The organism is Demequina muriae (assembly GCF_030418295.1).
Taxonomy (GTDB): domain Bacteria; phylum Actinomycetota; class Actinomycetes; order Actinomycetales; family Demequinaceae; genus Demequina; species Demequina muriae.
In genome coordinates this window covers 1,560,767-1,579,084 of the sequence record NZ_JAUHQA010000001.1, presented here as the reverse complement: position 1 = coordinate 1,579,084, position 18,318 = coordinate 1,560,767, and the positions used below count along the sequence as shown (strand labels likewise).

Sequence of the window (18,318 nt, the reverse complement as noted above, 5' to 3'; positions counted from 1 at the left end):
GGGGACGGCGTCACTCCCCCGCCGCATCGACGAGCGAGCGCAGCGTCGAGGGCTCGACCGAGCCGATCACGCGCGCCGCGACCCGGCCCTCGTGGTCGAGCACCAGCGTGGTGGGGACCGCGTTGATCGCGACCAGCCCCTGCAGCTGGGCAATGGCCCGGCCATCAGAGTCGTCGATGCTCGGGTACTCGACGCCGAACGTGCGGTCGAACGCGAGCGCCGTCGCAGCATCGTCCCGGCTGTTGATGCCGATGAGCTGCACGCCGTCCTGGGCGTCGAGCGCCACCAGGTCGGGGGCCTCGGCTCGGCAGGGCGGGCATGAGGCGTACCAGGTGTTGAGCAGCACCACCTCGCCGCGGTGGTCCGCGAGGTCGACAGGCTCGCCCTCGAAGGACGTTCCGGACAACTCGACCGGCTCGCCACGATCCTGGGGCTCCCACTCGGTGACCGTGCCATCCCCGCTCACGTAGCCCGGGGACTCGGTGGCGTCTCCGGGGGCGCACCCCACCAGCCACAGGACGATCGCGATGACCACCGCAGCGAAGATCACCAAGCGGGCGCCGCGTCTCACGCGGGCACCTCGATGTGACGGGCGGGTTCCCGGTACGCCATCGCCACGGGCTCGCCGTCCTCGATCGTGAAGCTCGTGAGAGACGCGAGTCCGCACTGGCGAGAGCGCGGGTCATGGAGGTAGCTGCGCTTCTCGAACGCCAGTCGCGCCACCCAGATGGGAAGCTGGTGGCTCACCATGACGGTGTCGGAATCAGGGTTGGCGCCAGCGGCGTCGCGGATCGCAGCCCACATGCGATCGCGCTGCTCGACGTACGGCTCACCCCATGACGGCGTGAAGGGGTTGCGCAGCAGCCACCAGTTACGCGGGTGCATGAAGTCGGCGGCTCCGGACTGGAGCGGCCGGCCCTCGTAGGCGTTGAGAGCCTCGATGAGGCGGTCGTCGGTGACGATGTCGAGTTGGAACGCCTCGGCCAGCGGGCGCGCGGTCTCCTGCGCCCGCAGGAGCGGCGAGGCCACCACCTGGCCCACACGCGTCCCGATCTCGACCAGGTCGTCGGCGACGGCCTGCGCCATGGCGTGACCGGTCTCGGAGAGCCGGAACTCCGGCAGGCGCCCGTACAGGACCTTGTCCGGGTTGTGGACGTGGCCGTGACGGAGCAGGTGGACGACGGGCATAAGGACTATTGTCGCCCAGCCTCACGCGAGCGCGGAACGCAGTCGTGCGGCGTCGATATGCCAGAACCCCACCACCTGGCCATCGACGATCACCACCGGCACCTCGTCGGCGAAGCGCTCGAGCAGCCGTGAGTCGGCCTCCACATCGACCTCGCGCCAGTCCACCCCGGCCTCGTCGCAGACCTCACGCACCACGCTGCGGGCGTCGGGGCACAGGTGACACCCCTGGCGAGTGATGAGCGAGACGCGAGCGGCCATGAAGCCTAAGGATACGAGCGGTGCCCGCGCCGTGGGTAGGCTGGCGGGGTGACTCGCTCCCCCGGGCAGGCCAACGCCGCCGCTGTCGCGGCGTTCTTCGACGTGGACAACACCATTGTCCGCGGCGCTTCCGCCTACCACATCGCTCGTGGCCTCCAGCAGCGCGGGTACTTCCGCTGGCGCGACATCGCGCACTTCGGATGGGAGCAGGCCAAGTACACGCTGTTCGGCGAATCCCGCGAGCAGCTCGACGAACTGCGCGACGAGGCGCTCGGCGTCATCAAGGGCTGGTCCGCCGCTGAGATGGCGCAGGTGGGCGAAGAGGTCTACGACGAGGTGCTGGAGCTCAGGATCTACCCCGGCACCAAGGCGATCATCGATGAGCACCGCGCCCAGGGCCACCAGGTGTGGCTCGTCACCGCCTCACCGGTCGAGATCGGGCGCGTGATCGCGCGCCGGCTCGGGGCCACAGGAGCGCTCGGCACCGTGGCCGAGCAGAAGGACGGCCACTACACCGGCCGGCTCGTGGGCGACTTCCTGCACAAGGAGAAGAAGGCCGCCGCCGTGCGCCAGCTCGCCGAGGATCAGGTGCTCGACCTGGAGCGTTCGTTCGCCTACGGCGACTCGGTCAACGACGGGCCGATGCTCGAGGCGGTGGGCAATCCATGCGCCATCAACCCCGACGCCAAGTTGCGCGCGCTCGCGGTCGAGCGCGGGTGGCCCATCGAGGAGTTCCGCAAGCGCCGGAAGAACGGGCGCAGGGGCGTCGTGAAGGCCTCGGTCACCGGCACGGTATGGGCCGGGATCGCCGTCGCGCGCGGGGTGCGCGGCGCAGTTCGCGGCGTGACGGGTCTCACCAAGTCGGACGATGCGGTCGACCCCGCGCACGCGGGCGACGCCCGTTCGCTGTAGTCCCCGCAGTCCCCGCGCATCGGCCGGACCCGCGCCCTGGCAGTCACTGAGTGCTGATTCGGGCGCGATATCCGCACTGAGTGACTGCTGGGGCACACGACGGGTCCCAGAGACGACAAAGCCCGCGCCACCATGACGGTGGCACGGGCGTCGTGACCCCAGCCGGGCGTGGCCCGGCGGCGGTGCTACTTCTTGTTGCGGCGCTGGTGGCGCGTCTTCCGAAGGAGCTTGCGGTGCTTCTTCTTCGACATGCGCTTGCGACGCTTCTTGATGACGGATCCCACGGAACCTACCTCAGATAGTCGGACATGCTCGGCGTCCAGTACGCGCTGGACGCGACAGACAAGGACTCAGCCTACCGTGCCCGAACGCTTGTCGTCATCCTGGACCTCGAAGCCGCCCTGCAGGGCCGCCTGCTCCATGAAGGATTCGACGGCCGTGGCGGGGACGCGGAAGGAGCGTCCGAACCGCACGGCGGGCATGTCGCCGGCGTGAACCCACCGGTAGACGGTCATACGGGAGACGCGAAGCATCTCAGCGACCTCAGCAACAGTGAGGAAGGTGGTGCGCGAGGCGCCGTTGTCAGCCATGCAGTTCAGTCTCCCTCATCCGACATCCGGCAGGTATATCGGCGGGATGCTCCCTCTACTGTAGGGGCAGAAGTGACGGTTGTGAAGTGAGTGATTCGTGCCGATGATGATAATGGCGGCAGTCCCCACGGCTGAGAACCGCCTGCAAGCCCCCTGGTAGTGAGCCGCGAAGGAGTCGCATGGATCGGATGCGCGACGTTCGCGAGGCGATCGGCGAGTGGATCAGCCATATCGCCCTGCGATCCCCCGCCAGACTGGCGCTCGGCACCTTCGGCGCCGTCATCCTGCTCTTCTCCGGATTGCTGTCTCTGCCTGCGGCGACGGCGTCGGGAGAGCGGGCCCCGTTCATCGATGCGCTCTTCACGGCGACCTCCGCGGTATGCGTGACAGGACTGGTGACGGTCGACACCGGGTCGTACTGGTCCGCGTGGGGCCTCGCGATCATCGCCCTCGGCATCAAGGTGGGCGGCCTGGGCATCATGACACTCGCATCGCTGCTGGGCCTCGCGGTGTCTCGACGCCTCGGCCTCACCCAGCGCCTCCTGGCAGCCGGCGAAGCGCGGGCATCGGGCCTCGGCGACCTGCGATCGCTCCTGCGCACGGTCGTCGTCGTGTCGTTCTCCGTCGAGATCGTCATCGCGCTCGTGCTGCTGCCGCGCTTCCTCACGCTCGACTACGGCGTCGGGCGCTCGATCGGCTACTCATCGTTCTACGCGATCTCGGCGTTCAACAACGCGGGCTTCACGCCCGACCCCGCCGGTCTCTACCCGTACGCGGCCGATTTCTGGATGCTGGTCCCGATCGGGCTCGGCGTGCTCATCGGCAGCCTCGGGTACCCCGTGTACCTCAACATGGTGCGCGGCTGGCAGCGCCCGCGCATGTGGTCGCTGCACACCAAGCTCACGCTGATCATGGTGGGTGCGCTCATGCTGGTCTCCGCAGGGTTCCTGGCGGTCTTCGAGTGGAGCAACCCGGACACCCTCGGTGCCGCGTCGACCCAGGAGACCATCGGCAACATCTTCTTCCAGTCCATCAATCAGCGCTCCGGCGGCTTCGCATCCTTCGACGTCGGTCAGGCGCGCGAGACCACATGGCTGCTCGAGATCGTGCTGATGTTCATCGGCGGCGGGTCGGGCTCGACCGCCGGCGGCATCCGGGTGACCACCCTCGCCGTGCTGCTGCTCGCCATCGTCGCGGAGGCCCGCGGTCGGCGCGACATGGAGGCGTTCGGCAAGCGCGTGGGCACGGAGGTGCTGCGCGGCGCGGTCGCGATCACGATGATCGGCGTGAGCGTCGTGGTGGTCGGCACGGCGGTCTTCATGGCCCAGACCGACATCACGCTGGACCGGGCGCTGTACGAGACGGTCTCGGCGTTCGCGACGTGCGGCCTCAGCACCGGCATCACCGCGGGCCTGCCCCCCGAGGCCAAGGGCACGCTCATCGTCCTCATGTATGTGGGCCGCGTCGGCTCTCTCACCGTCGCCGCCGCGCTAGCGTTGAACAAGCAGCGCCGGGTCATCCGGTATCCCTCAGAAAGGCCGATCATTGGCTAGCAACGACACCACCGCATCGGGCGTCCTCGTGGTCGGGCTCGGGCGTTTCGGTTCTGCGCTCGCCGACACCCTCGACGCCATGGACGTCGAGGTGCTGGCGGTCGAGCGCGACGGCGACCTGGTCGAGCGCTGGTCCAAGCGGCTTCCCGTCGTCCAGGCCGATGCGACCGATCCGCGCGCGCTGGAGCAGATGGGCGCGGAGGAGTTCTCCGCCGCCGTGGTCGGCGTCGGCACCTCCCTCGAGGCCTCAGTACTCATCACCGGCAACCTCGTCGACATCGGCATGCAGGAGATCTGGGCCAAGGCCATCTCTACCGAGCACGCTCGCATCCTGCGACGCATCGGCGCGCACCACATCGTCTTCCCCGAGTCCGATGCGGGCGCGCGCGTCGCCCACTCCGTGGGCGGGCGCATGCTCGACTACATCGAGATCGACGAGGGCTTCACGATCGTGAAGATGCGCCCACCCCTCGAGACCCACAACTTCTCGCTCGCGGAGCTCAAGCTGCGCGACAAGTACGGCGTCCAGGTCATCGGCGTGATGTCACCGGGCGGCGAGTTCGAGTACGGCTCCAAGTCCACCGTCCTCCACGCCGACGACCTGCTGGTGGTCGGCGGAGACGGCGACCTCGTCGAGAGGTTCGCTCAGCGCCCCTGAGCGCCGGACGCCGTCACACCACTCCGAAGGCGAGCATCGCATCGGCCACCCTCGTGAAGCCACCGATGTTGGCGCCGGCCACGTAGTTGCCAGGGGTCCCGAACTCGTCTGCAGTCGTGAGGCAGCGGTCGTGGATGTCAAGCATGATCATGCGCAGCCGCTCCTCGGTGTAGGCGAAGTTCCACGAGTCACGCGAAGCGTTCTGCTGCATCTCCAGGGCGCTCGTCGCCACGCCGCCCGCGTTGGCCGCCTTGCCGGGCGCGAAGAGCAGCCCGGCCTCCTGGAAGGCCTTCACCGCATCGGGCGTGGAGGGCATGTTCGCGCCTTCGGCGACCACTGAGCAACCGTTGCGGATGAGGGTCTGCGCGTGGGTGCCGTCCAGCTCGTTCTGCGTCGCGCATGGCAGCGCGACGTCGCAGGGGACGTCCCAGATGGATCCTGTGGCGACGAACCGCGCGCCGTTGCCGCGCTCCTGCGTGTACGTCTCGATGCGGCCTCGTCGCGACAGCTTGACGTCCTTGAGCAGCTCGAGGTCGATGCCCGAGTCCTCGATCACGTAGCCCCCGGAGTCGGAGACCGCGATCACCGTGCCACCGAGCTCGCGCACCTTCTCGGCCGCATAGATCGCGACGTTGCCCGACCCTGAGATCACCACGCGCCGGCCCTCGAGCGACTCGCCCCTCGCGTGGAGCATCTCCTGCACGAAGAACACGGTGCCGTAGCCCGTGGCCTCGGTGCGCACCTGGGATCCGCCCCACGTGAGGCCCTTGCCGGTCAGCACGCCGGACTCGTAGCGATTGGTGATGCGCTTGTACTGGCCGAACAGGTAGCCCAGCTCGCGCGCACCCACGCCCGTGTCACCTGCGGGCACGTCCGTGTACTCGCCGATGTGCCGGTACAGCTCGGTCATGAAGGACTGGCAGAAGCGCATGACCTCGGCATCCGACCTGCCCTTGGGGTCGAAGTCGGAGCCACCCTTGCCGCCGCCGATCGGCATCCCGCTGAGCGAGTTCTTGAAGATCTGCTCGAAGCCGAGGAACTTGACGATCCCCAGGTAGACGCTGGGATGGAAGCGCAGGCCGCCCTTGTAGGGACCGAGGGCCGAGTTGAACTCGACGCGGAAGCCGCGGTTCAGCTGGACCCGTCCGGAGTCGTCGACCCACGGCACCCGGAAGATGATCTGCCGCTCGGGCTCGCACAGTCGGCTGATGACCTCGGAGTCCGCATACTCGGGATGCTTGGCCACGACCGGCCCAAGACTCTCGAGCACCTCGCGCGTCGCCTGGTGGAACTCGTGTTCGCCGGGGTTGCGACGCACGACCTCGTCGTGGACCGGGACCAGCCTCTCGTGCAGGAGCGCCATGGAGCCTTCCTTCCTGGATGTGTCCCAGGGCTCCGGCTCAGGTCCGAGGCGAAGCCCCGGGGCGGGGTGTCAGCCGACGGGAGTCGCGCCGACGATGACGATGTCTCGATCGCCGCGCGGGGTGGTGAAGGTGACCTGGTCGCCCACGTGACGGCCGTCGACGGCCGCGCCCACCGGGGACTCCGGCGAGAACACCGTGACGTCTCCAGCGATGTCGTGGCCCAGGAGAGCGCGGTCGCCCAGCACAAAGGCGGTCTCAGTGCCGTCCTCGACGCTGCGCACCGTGACGCGCATGCCGGTCTCGACGAGACCGTCGTCCGGGCGGGTGCCGACCTCGACCGAGTCGAGGAGGGTGCGAAGCTCGACGATGCGGGCACGCGCGGAAGCGTCCGCGTCATCGCCGCGGGCGGTGAGGCCCTCGAGCTCGTCCACCAGTCGCCGATGCGCCTCCGGCGTCACCCACGTCCGCTCCTCCGCCACGATGCACTCTCCCTGTTCCACCCTTCTCAACGCGAGATGGGTAATGGGACGTGAGCGTACCCCACTCGGGAGGAGGCATCACACGGAGGGGGTGCTGTCAGGTCTCCAGCACTCCGCGCGTCACGGAGTCACCGCTGTGCGTGGGCACGCCATCGAGCGGCTCCACGGAGATGTCGACGATGGGGAAGTCCGAGATGTCGAAGCCCGGTGGGAGCACGAACTCGCCGGAGCCACCAGTGAGGTGACCGAGGCTCACCATGCCCTCGATCGCCTCGTCGATGAGCCACACCTCGAGGTACGCGTCGTCCACGTCTCGTGTGTCCGTGTCGATCACGATCACCTGGGTGCCGTCGTCTCGCGTCTCCACGACGGCGTCGCCTGCGGGCGCCTCCGTCGAGAGATCGGTCAGCGGCGCCTGCGCCACGATGGCCGCCGGCTCGTCGCCGCCGTTGATCCCCAGCGCTGCGCCGACTCCGATTCCGCCCACCACCACGCCCGCCGCCGCGGCTGCGGCGAGCGACCACCGGGAGCCCCGTCGGGGCCTGCGTACGGCCAGGTCGTCGTCGCCTGCGGTCGCGAGAGCAGGCGTGGACCCGTCGCTCTCGTGCTCGGCATCTCGGGGGCTGTCGAGAGCCGCGTTCTCGGAGTCGACCTCCGCCGCGATCGCGCTCCACACGCGATCGGGGGGCGTGAGCAGATCCCCGCCTGGTCCGGCCATCTGCACCCGCGCGACCATCGCGCGCAGCGACTCGAGCTCGCCCCTGCACTCAGTGCAGGTGGCGGCATGCTCTGCGTCCGACGCGCTGCCGCCGCCGAGCGCCAGCTCGGCCAGCACATCATCATCAAGATGCGACATCGGACACCTCCCATCGGTCTCGCAGTTCGATCAATCCACGTCTGATATGGCTCTTCACCGTGCCGAGCGGCATGTCGAGGCGCCTGGCGATCTGCTCGTGCGTCTCCCCCTCGAAGAAGGCGAGCGAGACGATCGTCGCGCGCGGCGGACCAAGCGCATCCACCTCGTACGCGAGCAGCACGCTGTCGGCATCGTCCGGCGTCGCAGCGTCGGCCGGAGTCGACTCCTTGACTGCCTCGAGCCGCCGATGCTCGCGCGACCGAGCCTCGAGCGCATCGGCGATGCGCCGCTTGGCGATGCCCACCACCCAGCCCCGCAGGTCGCCCCGTACCGGGTCGAATCCCGAACGTCCGCGCCACGCGGAGACGAAGGTCTGCTGCGTGACGTCCTCGGCATCGGCCGTGGAGCTCAGCGAGCGCACCGCCATCGTGTACACCAAGGGCGACAGGTCGCGGTAGAGCTCCTCGAGCGCTCCGTCCTCGCCGTCTGCGAAGGCACGCGCCGTGTCGTCGCGGTCGCGCGGCGACGACGGGACAACGGCCATCCGGACGGGCTCCTTCGCGATCATGACGGCACTCACCGCGCCGGCTCGTTGACAGGCGTCGCGTAGACCACGACGTTGTCCTCGTAGTGTCCCGTATCCCAGTCGAAGCGTCCACCACACGTGACAAGCACCAACTGTGCGGGACCTGCACGATCGAACACCAGGCCCATGTCCACCTCGCGCTTGTCCGTCTTCTCCACTCGCGTGACCTCGTACGGAGTCTCCGTGCCGTCGGCGCTGTCAATGACGATCCGCGCCCCCTCGTCGATGTCCAGGAGCCTGGAGAAGGGGCCCAGACCGATCACCGCATCGTCGACATGCGCTGCCAGCACCGCATTGCCGGCCTCGCCTCCGGGCGCCGGGCCGTAGCGGTACCAGCCCGCAGTCGCCGCTGATTCGGGGATCTCCATGGCGCCGTCGCCCTCCAGGCCCACGGACGTCACCGGCATGTCGATCTCGAGAGAGTCCACGACGAGCCGCTCGGGCGGGACTGCCCGCAGTTCCGCGAGCGTCTCGGGCGACGTGTCGGAGATCTCCACCTCACCGAGGAAGACCGGTGCCCGGACCTCCCCGACGGACGGACCGACGGGCGGGGCGCTCGCGACGGACGGGGAGGACGGGGAGGTCGACGGCGTGCCGTCCTCAGCGGCCGCGCATCCGACGAGCAGGACGCTCACGAAGAGCGCGAGAAGCGTGCGCATGTGGGAGTCCTCTCCGTTCAGGCACGAGGCGACAGGACGAGCGGAGCGGGGACACGCCCTGGGTCAGGACGTGCCCCCGCGTGACCGCACGGTCAGCGTCGAGCGGTCACCATTCGCCCTGCGGCTGCTGCCGCGAGTGCGAAGGCGAGGAGGATCGCAGCGATCGCTCCCGCCGGGACGCCGCGGTCAGCCGCGAGGCCCTGGGTACCGGCCGCAACTTCGGACGGGCTGGAGGCGTGGGTGTCGACCGTCTGGACAGCGAGGTCGAGGTTACCGGCCTCAGCGCTGCCCCAGGCGTAGACGATGGTGTTCACGCCGTCGGCGATCTCGACGTCTGTCGGGCCGAGCACGGGGTCGGTCTCACCGGTGAGCGAGACAGCGGCCTCGTAGGTGGCGGCGGGGACATCGCCCGAGACCTCGTCGGGGTTCGAGAGGTTCTCGAAGAGCACCGCTCCGTCAGCCCACACGTCGACCGCGGGAGCCGCGGCGGTGTGACGGACGGTCAGGCGGCCCTCGCCGGCTGCGGTCTCGGAGATGTCGTTCGTGAACAGGTTCACGCCCGGGTCGCCCTCAGCGGTGAGGTGAGCGACAGCGGTGTAGCTCATGCCCTCCTCGAGGGTGATATCGATCGGGCCGAGCACGGGCTCCGAGTCGTCGGCCGCGTCGGTCGCGGTGAGCGCGACGGTGTACGTGCCGGGCTCCAGGTCGAGCGGGCCGGCGAGGTCGCCGGGCTGGAAGTCATCGATGGTGTTCGTGCCGTTGACGTACACGTCCACCGGGGTGTCGGGGATGCCGTGAAGCACGGAGAGCTCCGTCATCCCATCCTCGACTGCGAGGGCGGGGGCGGCGGCTCCGACGGCGATGAGCGCACCGGCTGCGACGCCGGCAATTGCTGACTTGCGCATGGTCCTTCTCCTTCTCCTGAGCTCGGGAGGCCGCCTGTTGCGACCTCCTTCACCCCGTACTTCCGGCCGAGCCGGCAGTTTGGATGCAGCGACTCCCAACTTTCTTGAGAAGGATTGCGAATCGGCCTCACTCTCGACCCAACGATGGCGCTCTGCCAGGCGTCTCTCTAGCATGAGCGCCATGACCGACAAGGTGGACGGGACCGTGGGCCGCATGCGGCGCACGGGAATCATCGTGGGACTGATCGTCGCCGCGGCGGCCCTTGCGGGCTGCTCGTCGTCCGACGAGGCGTTCGACTCAGAAGGGTCCGGCGCCGCAGACGCAGGTGGCGGAGCCGTCCAGGAGGAGGCGGGTGCGGACGTCGGCACCGAGACCGTCGCCGACGATCGCTCCCTCATCGTCACGGGCTCGCTCTACATGACCGTCGAGGACCCGATCGCGGCCGCCGACCAAGCCGTCGGCATGGTGCAGAGCGCGGGCGGCCGTGTCGATGCTCGCAACGAGACTGCCGCCGACGAGTACGACGGGGGCTCCGCCTCGCTCCTGCTCCGCATCCCGCAGGACCGACTCGACGCCGTGGTCGATGATCTCCGTGCGCTGGGCACGGTCGACCAATTCGCGACGGAGTCCCGCGACGTCACCACCGAAGTGACGGACCTGGATGCCCGGATCTCGACGCTCCGTGCCTCCACGGATCGCATCCAGGGCCTCCTTCTCGAGGCGGAGGACATCAAGGACATCATCGCGCTCGAGGACGAGCTCGCCGGTCGCCAGGCGGAGCTCGAGAGCCTCGAGTCCCGGCAGCGGGGTCTCGACGACCAAGTGTCGATGTCGACCATCGAACTTTCGCTCACCACCGAACCCATCGTCATCGTGGACGACTCACCCGAATCCTTCTGGGACGGCCTGCAGTCCGGCTGGAACGCGCTGGTCTCGTTCTTCTCGGTCGTAATGGTCCTGGCAGGGGTGCTCCTGCCCTGGGCGGCCCTCGCCGCGGTCCTGGTGGTCGCGACCGTTGTCGGCATCCGCGCACGGCGATCACGGACGAGCCGCCAGGCGACGGGCCCAGGTCCGGCCCCAGCCGCGCCGAGCGCGTCGCCCGAGCCGCCACCCGCACCCACCCACTGATGACGACGCGGCGCGCGCCGACGCCGGAGACACGAAGACCCCGGGTCAGTGGTGACACCGGGGCCGTCGTATGCCAGTGCGCTAGACGGAGGCGACGACCTGCACTGTTGAGCCGGCCGGGGCGTAGGGCACGGTATTGCCCTCGACGTCCACGCCATCGACCGTGAGGGTCGCACCCTTGCCGCCGGAGTTCTTGACGGTGATCACATACTCGGCGCCGCGCACCTGGCGGCGCACGGTGAAGTCCGTGACCTCAGCGCCGATGCAGGGGTCGACGATGAGGCCGTCGTAGTCCGGGCGCACACCGAGCAGGTACTGCGAGACCGTCACGAAGTTCCACGACGCGGTCCCGGTGAGCCACGAGTTCTTGGCCTCGCCGTGGCGCGACGCGTCCTTGCCGGCGATCATCTGCGCGTACACGTAGGGCTCGAGGCGGTGGACCTCGGAGATCTCTTCCCTGTATGCCGGGGTGATCTGCTTGTAGTACTCCCAGGCGTGCTCGGCCCGACCGACGACGGTCTCGGCGATGATGACCCACGGGTTGTTGTGGCAGAAGATGCCGCCGTTCTCCTTGTAGCCCGGCGGGTAGGTCGACACCTCGCCCAGCTCGATCTGGTAGCTCGTGTACGCGGGGTTCTGCAGCACCATGCCGTGCGGGGTGTTGAGGCGCTCGCGGCACGAGTCGAGCGCCGTGATGGCCTTGCCGTCGTCGACGCCGATGCCACCCATGATGCAGAAGCCCTGGGGCTCGATCCAGATCTGACCCTCGGCGTTCTCGTGCGAGCCCACCTTGTTGCCGTAGAAGTCGTAGGCACGCAGGAACCACTCGCCGTCCCAGCCGTGGTCCACCACGGCCTGCTTCATGTCGGCGATGGCCTTCTCGGCGCGGTCCGCCTCCGCATCGTCCCCGCGGCGGCGCGCGAGCGCCACATAGTCGGGGCCGATGGCAGCGAACATGCCCGCGATGAAGACGGACTCTGCGACGCCGCCCGCCTGGTTCTCGGTGGTCTGGAAGGACTCGCCGGGGGTCGAGGAGAAGCAGTTGAGGTTCAGGCAGTCGTTCCAGTCCGCGCGGCCGATGAGCGGCAGCCCGTGCGGGCCGGCTTTCTCGAGCGGGTGATTGAAGCTCCTCTTGAGGTGCTCCATGAGCGGCTGCGCGAGCGACTCGTCGTTGTCGAACGGCACCATCTCATCGAGGATCGCGAAGTCACCGGTCTCCTTGATGTAGGCCGCGACACCGAGGATGAGCCACAGCGGGTCGTCATTGAAACCCGAGCCCAGCGCGTGGTTGCCGCGCTTGGTGAGCGGCTGGTACTGGTGGTACGCACTGCCGTCCTCGAACTGCGTGGACGCGATGTCGATGATGCGCTCGCGGGCGCGCTCGGGCACCAGGTGCACGAATCCCAGCAGGTCCTGGCTCGAGTCGCGGAAGCCCATCCCGCGCCCCATGCCCGTCTCGAAGTACGAGGCCGAGCGGGACATGTTGTAGGTCACCATGCACTGGTACTGGTTCCAGATGTTGACCATGCGGTCGAGCTTCTCGTCGGTCGACGAGACCGTGTAGCTGCCCAGCAGGTTGTCCCAGTACTCGTTGAGGCGCGCGAACTCCGCGTCGGTCTTGGCGTTGTCGTCGAAGCGCGCCAGCAGCTCGCGGGCGGGCGCCTTGTTGATGACCCCGGGCGACTCCCACTTGTCGTCGTCTGCGTTCTCGAGGTAGCCCAGCACGAAGGTGTACTGACGTGACTCTCCCGGCGCGAGGTCGGCCTCGAGGTGGTGCGAGGCGATCGGGTACCAGCCCGAGGCCACGGAATCCTCGGACGTGCCGGCGTGCGGCACCGCGGCCTCGTGGAAGCCGTTGCCGTAGCCGAGGTAGGAGTCGCGGTCGGTGTCGAAGCCCGCGATCGGCGAGTTCACCGCGTACATCGCGTAGTGGTTGCGACGCTCGCGGTACTCGGTCTTGTGATAGATCGCGCCGTCTTCGACCTCGACCTCACCGATGCTGAGGTTGCGCTGGTAGTTGGTCTGATCGTCCTCGGCGTTCCACAGGCAGAACTCGACGAAGCTGAACAGGTCCACCGACTTGGGCGCATCGGACAGGTTGGTGAGCGTCACCTGGTGGATCTCGGCGTTGATGTCCACGGGCACGAAGAAGAGCACCGAGGCCTCGAGGCCGCCGCGCTCGCCGGTGATGCGCGTGTAGCCCATGCCGTGGCGCGTCTCGAAGCGGTCGAGGTCCTTCTTGTACGGGCGGAACGAGGGGCTCCACACGTCGCCGCCGTCGTTGATCGAGAAGTAGCGGCCGCCGTCGTCGACGGGGATGTTGTTGTAGCGGTAGCGCGTGAGGCGACGCATCTTTGCGTCGCGATAGAAGCTGTAGCCGCCTGCCGTGTGCGAGATGAGCCCGAAGAACTCCTGCGAACCGAGGTAGTTGATCCACGGGTACGGAGTGTGAGGCGTGGTGATGACGTATTCGCGAGCTTCGTCGTCGAAGTGACCGAACTGCATGGGGGTGATGCCTTCCGCCAAGGTATGAGAGCCGCCCACCATAGTAGCCGAAGTCGAAACGTTCCGATCAACGGCTCACCTGCCTGGCGTACGGCCGATGCGACAACTCCCTTGGGCGCCGACGCGGCACCCCGGTAGGTTGTCCCCATGCTGCTCTCCGACCGCGACATCCGCGCCCAGATCGACTCCGGCCGAGTCGCCCTCGACCCGTACGAGCCGGACATGATTCAGCCGTCGTCGATCGACGTGCGGCTCGACAAGTTCTTCCGCATCTTCGACAACCACAAGTACGCGGCGATCGACCCGTCGGTGGAGCAGCCCGATCTCACTCGGCTCATCGAGGTCGACGACGACCGCCCCTTCGTTCTCCACCCCGGCGAGTTCGTGCTGGGCTCGACCTTCGAGTCGGTGACTCTGCCAGACGACATCGCGGCGCGACTCGAAGGCAAGTCGTCACTCGGCCGGCTGGGACTGCTCACACACTCGACCGCCGGGTTCATCGACCCGGGCTTCGAGGGCAACGTCACCCTCGAGCTGTCGAACACCGCGACCCTGCCCATCAACCTGTGGCCGGGCATGAAGATCGGCCAGCTGTGCTTCTTCCAGCTCTCCTCCGCTGCCGAGCACCCGTATGGATCGGGCAAGTACGGCTCGCGCTACCGCGGCCAGCGCGGCCCCACGGCGAGCCGGAGCTTCCAGAACTTCCACCGCACGGAGATCTAGGACCGCTGTGTTCTGAGACCGCTTCCGCAAGGCTCTTGACCACCTGCAGGACCTGGACCCATACTCAAGGCACGCGAAGCACGATGCCCCTGGAGCCAGGCGACGCGACACACGTCGTCTGGGGGTTCCGATGGTCCTGTCTTCCGTCTTCTACCGCGGTGCTGCCATCACCGCCATCGCAGTGGTCGCGCTCACGCTCGAGCCTGCTCGGGCGGGTGCGGCCGACGCCGTCGACATCCCCGACCCGGCGCTTGCGTCCTGCATCCGAGACGCGCTCGAGCTTCCCGCAGATGCGTCGCTCACCTCGACGGAGCTCGCCGCACTGGAGGCGCTAGAGTGCGACGGCTCGGTCAGCACGCTTGAGGGCCTCCAGCACGCCAATCATCTCCTCGCGCTGCATATCGAGCCCGCCTCGCAGATCACCGACATCGCCCCCCTTGCCGCACTGCCTCAGCTCGAATACCTGAGCCTGCCGGGTCTTGGGGCCACGGACATCTCCGCGGTCGCCTCCCTGAGTACGCTCGTCTGGCTCGATCTCTACGCGGGGGCCCTGACGACCTTGCCGTCGTTCGCGGCCCTGCCCGATCTGGCGGTTCTCGACATCGGTGCGACCGATGTCGAGGACCTGAGCCCGCTCGCCGACGCCCACGCGCTCGAGGCGCTGTACGCCGATGAGACCTTGGTCGAGGACGTGTCGCCACTGGCGCAGCTCGCGAGCCTGACCGTCGTCGACCTCGCGTACGCGTGGGTGGAGGACCTCAGCCCGCTCGCCGGCCACCCGTCGCTGGCCTTCCTCGACGTCGACGGCAACGCCGTGCGCAATGCGTCTGCGCTGGGCGCCATGCCGGCCCTGGAGGAGTTCTCCGCACGGGATCAGTTCATCGATGGCGCGCCGGTCACCCGCTGCGTCCCCTTCACCCCCGCCCAGATTGTGGGGCCTGCAGGCAGCGTCCTCTCCGCCACCGCCTCCAACGCCTACCGCTTCGGGCCACAGACCATGTTTCTGCCCTACGGCCAGTCGGTGCTGCGGTTCGACGACGGCGACGCGTTCTCCGGGCAGATCGACCACGTCGCCAGCTCCGGTCCGACGGCGTGCGCCTGGCCGGCGTCGCTGTCGGCGACGGTCACGGTCTCGGGAACCTCGAAGGTAGGGCAGACGCTCACGGCGTCGCTCACCACGGCCAATGCTCCCGCTGGACTGACGCCCAGCTTCACGTGGGAGGACGCTGGCACCGGGCAGTACCTGGGCTGGGGGACCACATACACACCCGGAGTGACACACATGGGGCTCAGGCCACGCGCCGTCGCGACCATCTGGCTGCCCGGCATGGTGGAGAAGGAGATCCGTGGCAGCGCGTCTGCCGCGGTGCTCGGCGCACTGCCCGCGTCCCCCACCATCACGTTCACCAATCCCGCGGTGGTGGGCACCACCCCCCACGTCACCGTGACGGGGCTCAGCAGCGTCGACACCCAGCCGTCCTTCAAGACGGTGTGGAAGATCGATGGCACCACCGTCGCGACCACCGACTGGGACCGCACCACGACCTATCAGTTGCCCGCATCGGCCCGGGGCAAGACGCTGTCGGTGAGCGTGAGCGTGCGAGCCGCCGGATACGAGACCCGCACCTACACCGGCCCCTCGACGACCGTCCTCGGATCCCTCGGCACCGTGCGCACCACGTCGGACTTCACGGGGACCTTCGCTGCGGGCAGCACGGTCAGCATCAAGGCACCCACTTACGGCGTCACGCCGTCGGCGAGCACGTACCAGTGGCGCCGCGACGGCAAGGCGATCACGGGTGCCACGGGCTCCTCGTACCGACTCACGACCGCCGATGCAGGCCACAAGATCTCGGTGGCCATCACAGCGAAGCGCTCGGGGTACCTGTCGAGCACGTGGGTCAGTCACTCACGAACCGCAGCGAAGGTCTTCACGACCGCACCCGCTCCCAAGGTCACGGGCTCGCCCACCGTGGGCTCCACCCTGACCGCGAGCGCCGGCACCTGGTCGCCCACGCCCGGCTCGGTGACGTACCGGTGGTATCGGGACGGCACGAGCATCTCGGGAGCGACGTCGAGGTCCTACAAGGCCACGACGGCCGACATCGGCCACAAGATCACGGTGAAGGCGACGGCGACGCGCACCGGCTACTCCGCCATGTCCAAGACTTCCGCGTCGGTGACCGTCTGGCGCAGGCTCGTCGCGCCCACCCCGACCATCACCGGCACCGCGAAGGCGGGCAGCACGCTGACGGTCAAGCGCGGCACTTGGGGACCGGGGACCGTGACGACGAAGGTCCAGTGGTACGTGAACGGCAAGGCCGTGAGCGGATCCACGGCAAGCACGTACAAGGTGCGTCCGGCCGATGCGTACAAGTCGATCACAGTCAAGGTCGTCGGCACCAAGTCGGGATACACCAGCGCGACTCGGACCTCTGCAGTGAAGAAGTCCGTCGGCATCGACTATGCGTCCTGCACCGACATGCGCAAGCACTACCCGCATGGCGTGGCGAAGTCGTCGAGCGTACGCGACATGATCGGCACCCGTGTGGGCGGCCCCATCACGACGAGCACCTTCGTCTCGGCATCCCTTTACGCCCTGAACGACGAGTCCGACCGCGACAAGGACGGATGGGCCTGCGAGCCCTGATCTGACCGCGTCCGCCCTCACTCGCATCGGCGGTATGCTGGCCGGACAACGACAGGGGAGCGCTTCCCGCGAGGGGCCAGAGCGCTGAGAGTGCGGACCAGCCGCAGACCCTCGAACCTGATCCGGGTGATGCCGGCGTAGGGAGTCGAGACTCGTCCCCTCCTACTTGTGGGAGGTTCCACCCATGCGTCCACTGCGCACCATCACCGCCCTGGCCGTCGCGGCATCGACGTTGACGCTCGCGGCCTGCTCCTCCGACGGCGACACCGCGGAGCCGACGGGCGCCGCCGCTGATGGCGCGACCGCCGATGCGACCGACTCCGCCCCGACGGATCCTTCGAGCTCCGAGGTCACCGTCGTGACCCACGACAGCTTCGCGGTCCCCGACGAGGTCCTCGCGGCCTTCGAAGAGGAGTCCGGCCTCGAGGTCACATTCGTCCAGCCGGGCGACGCCGGTGTGCTCGTCAACCAGCTGATCCTCACCAAGGACGCCCCATTGGGCGATGTCGTGTTCGGAGTCGACAACACGTTTGCGTCGCGCGCCATCGACGAGGGGGTGTTCGCCGACTACGAGTCCGGCGCCCCGGCTGCGTCAGACGCCTCCGAGTATGCGGTGGCAGGCTCGCAGGCACTCACCGCGATCGACTACTCCGATGTCTGCCTGAACTACGACATCGGCTGGTTCGAGGAGTCCGGCCTCGAGGTTCCCTCGGGACTCGGGTTCCTCACCGACCCGCAGTACAACGGCGTGATGTCGGTGACCAACCCCGCGACCTCGTCGCCCGGGCTGGCGTTCCTGCTTGCGACGGTCGCCGAGTTCGGCGAGGACGGCTGGGAGGACTACTGGCGCGCACTCACCGAGAACCAGGTTCGCGTCACGTCGTCCTGGTCGGACACGTACTTCGTGGACTTCTCCGCCCCCAACTACGGTGGCGACTACCCGGTCGTGCTGAGCTACGCCTCATCGCCTCCGTCCGAGGTCATCGACGGCGAGGCCACCACGGCGGCGCTGCTCGACACGTGCTTCCGCCAGGTCGAGTACGCAGGGCTTCTCGAGGGAGCGGCCAACCCCGAGGCGGGCAAGGCCGTCATCGACTGGATGCTCTCGGACGATTTCCAGGCGAGCGTGCCGGAGAACATGTACGTCTACCCCGTGTCCTCCCAGGTCGACGTGCCGGCCGAGTGGGCCGAGTTCGCCCCGCTAGCCGACGACCCCCACACCATGGACCCCGATGTGATCGCCGCGAACCGTGACGCGTGGATCGAGTCCTGGACCGCGATCGTCCTCGACTGACTCTGGTCC

At 68.3% G+C, this 18,318-nt stretch carries 19 protein-coding genes and 1 riboswitch; of the genes, 7 read left to right on the top strand and 12 right to left on the bottom strand.

Going from position 1 to position 18,318, the window contains the following annotated elements:
• Positions 1-10: 10 nt before the first annotated feature.
• From QQX02_RS07400 to QQX02_RS07390, 3 genes are read right to left on the bottom strand one after another with little or no spacing between them, the layout of a single operon-like run.
• Complete coding sequence (locus QQX02_RS07400) at positions 11-571, bottom strand: TlpA family protein disulfide reductase (protein ID WP_301142200.1); 561 nt, start codon at positions 569-571, stop codon at positions 11-13.
• Entirely contained in the window at positions 568-1,188 is a 621-nt protein-coding gene (locus QQX02_RS07395; protein WP_301142199.1) for a histidine phosphatase family protein, read from the bottom strand. The genes QQX02_RS07400 and QQX02_RS07395 overlap by 4 nt, the downstream gene beginning before the upstream one ends.
• A 21-nt stretch (positions 1,189-1,209) precedes the next feature.
• On the bottom strand, positions 1,210-1,446 hold the full coding sequence (locus QQX02_RS07390; RefSeq protein WP_301142198.1) for a glutaredoxin family protein: 237 nt from the start codon (positions 1,444-1,446) through the stop codon (positions 1,210-1,212).
• Between the two features lie 48 nt (positions 1,447-1,494).
• Between QQX02_RS07390 and QQX02_RS07385 the strand changes: the two genes are divergently transcribed.
• The gene (locus QQX02_RS07385; protein WP_301142197.1) at positions 1,495-2,358 is read left to right on the top strand and encodes an HAD family hydrolase; all 864 of its coding nucleotides are present in this window, start codon (positions 1,495-1,497) and stop codon (positions 2,356-2,358) included.
• A gap of 185 nt (positions 2,359-2,543) precedes the next feature.
• Here the strand turns inward: QQX02_RS07385 and QQX02_RS07380 are convergent, their stop codons facing one another.
• On the bottom strand, positions 2,544-2,642 hold the full coding sequence (locus QQX02_RS07380; RefSeq protein WP_005504750.1) for a 30S ribosomal protein bS22: 99 nt from the start codon (positions 2,640-2,642) through the stop codon (positions 2,544-2,546).
• Between the two features lie 66 nt (positions 2,643-2,708).
• Positions 2,709-2,948, bottom strand: coding sequence for a helix-turn-helix domain-containing protein (locus QQX02_RS07375; RefSeq protein WP_301142196.1), 240 nt, complete (start codon positions 2,946-2,948; stop codon positions 2,709-2,711).
• Positions 2,949-3,127: 179 nt separating this feature from the next.
• Between QQX02_RS07375 and QQX02_RS07370 the strand changes: the two genes are divergently transcribed.
• Together QQX02_RS07370 and QQX02_RS07365 are read left to right on the top strand one after the other, a co-directional pair.
• Positions 3,128-4,501, top strand: a complete 1,374-nt coding sequence (locus QQX02_RS07370) for a TrkH family potassium uptake protein (protein WP_301142195.1) — start codon at positions 3,128-3,130, stop codon at positions 4,499-4,501.
• Complete coding sequence (locus tag QQX02_RS07365; RefSeq protein ID WP_301142193.1) at positions 4,494-5,159, top strand: potassium channel family protein; 666 nt, start codon at positions 4,494-4,496, stop codon at positions 5,157-5,159. Before QQX02_RS07370 ends, QQX02_RS07365 begins: the two co-directional genes overlap by 8 nt.
• 13 nt (positions 5,160-5,172) lie before the next feature.
• Here the strand turns inward: QQX02_RS07365 and gdhA are convergent, their stop codons facing one another.
• The 6 genes from gdhA to QQX02_RS07335 form a co-directional block, all read right to left on the bottom strand.
• On the bottom strand, positions 5,173-6,522 hold the full coding sequence (gene gdhA, locus QQX02_RS07360) for an NADP-specific glutamate dehydrogenase (protein WP_301142192.1): 1,350 nt from the start codon (positions 6,520-6,522) through the stop codon (positions 5,173-5,175).
• A gap of 69 nt (positions 6,523-6,591) precedes the next feature.
• Positions 6,592-7,002 (bottom strand): GreA/GreB family elongation factor, encoded by a 411-nt coding sequence (locus QQX02_RS07355; protein ID WP_301142191.1) that lies wholly within the window; start codon positions 7,000-7,002, stop codon positions 6,592-6,594.
• 97 nt (positions 7,003-7,099) lie between these two features.
• Positions 7,100-7,858 (bottom strand): anti-sigma factor, encoded by a 759-nt coding sequence (locus QQX02_RS07350; protein ID WP_301142190.1) that lies wholly within the window; start codon positions 7,856-7,858, stop codon positions 7,100-7,102.
• Positions 7,845-8,438: an RNA polymerase sigma factor gene (locus tag QQX02_RS07345; protein WP_301142189.1), complete on the bottom strand. Its 594-nt coding sequence runs from the start codon at positions 8,436-8,438 to the stop codon at positions 7,845-7,847. The genes QQX02_RS07350 and QQX02_RS07345 overlap by 14 nt, the downstream gene beginning before the upstream one ends.
• Positions 8,435-9,103 carry a class F sortase gene (locus tag QQX02_RS07340; RefSeq protein ID WP_301142188.1) on the bottom strand — a complete coding sequence of 223 codons (669 nt, stop codon included), beginning with the start codon at positions 9,101-9,103 and terminating at the stop codon, positions 8,435-8,437. Before QQX02_RS07340 ends, QQX02_RS07345 begins: the two co-directional genes overlap by 4 nt.
• Positions 9,104-9,195: 92 nt before the next feature.
• Positions 9,196-10,008, bottom strand: coding sequence for a DUF4397 domain-containing protein (locus QQX02_RS07335; protein WP_301142187.1), 813 nt, complete (start codon positions 10,006-10,008; stop codon positions 9,196-9,198).
• A 181-nt stretch (positions 10,009-10,189) separates the two neighbouring features.
• Here QQX02_RS07335 and QQX02_RS07330 point away from each other — a divergent pair, with 181 nt between their 5' ends.
• The gene (locus QQX02_RS07330; RefSeq protein ID WP_301142186.1) at positions 10,190-11,137 is read left to right on the top strand and encodes a DUF4349 domain-containing protein; all 948 of its coding nucleotides are present in this window, start codon (positions 10,190-10,192) and stop codon (positions 11,135-11,137) included.
• 81 nt (positions 11,138-11,218) lie between these two features.
• On the opposite strand, the gene QQX02_RS07325 is transcribed toward QQX02_RS07330, so the two are convergent.
• Entirely contained in the window at positions 11,219-13,642 is a 2,424-nt protein-coding gene (locus QQX02_RS07325) for a glycoside hydrolase family 94 protein (protein ID WP_301142185.1), read from the bottom strand.
• A gap of 147 nt (positions 13,643-13,789) precedes the next feature.
• Here QQX02_RS07325 and dcd point away from each other — a divergent pair, with 147 nt between their 5' ends.
• From dcd to QQX02_RS07310, 3 genes are all read left to right on the top strand, one after another.
• Complete coding sequence (dcd, locus tag QQX02_RS07320) at positions 13,790-14,365, top strand: dCTP deaminase (RefSeq protein ID WP_301142184.1); 576 nt, start codon at positions 13,790-13,792, stop codon at positions 14,363-14,365.
• Between the two features lie 130 nt (positions 14,366-14,495).
• On the top strand, positions 14,496-17,015 hold the full coding sequence (locus tag QQX02_RS07315; RefSeq protein WP_301142183.1) for an excalibur calcium-binding domain-containing protein: 2,520 nt from the start codon (positions 14,496-14,498) through the stop codon (positions 17,013-17,015).
• Between the two features lie 43 nt (positions 17,016-17,058).
• Positions 17,059-17,176, top strand: a riboswitch (TPP riboswitch).
• A gap of 23 nt (positions 17,177-17,199) precedes the next feature.
• On the top strand, positions 17,200-18,309 hold the full coding sequence (locus QQX02_RS07310) for a thiamine ABC transporter substrate-binding protein (RefSeq protein WP_301142181.1): 1,110 nt from the start codon (positions 17,200-17,202) through the stop codon (positions 18,307-18,309).
• Positions 18,310-18,318 lie beyond the last annotated feature (9 nt).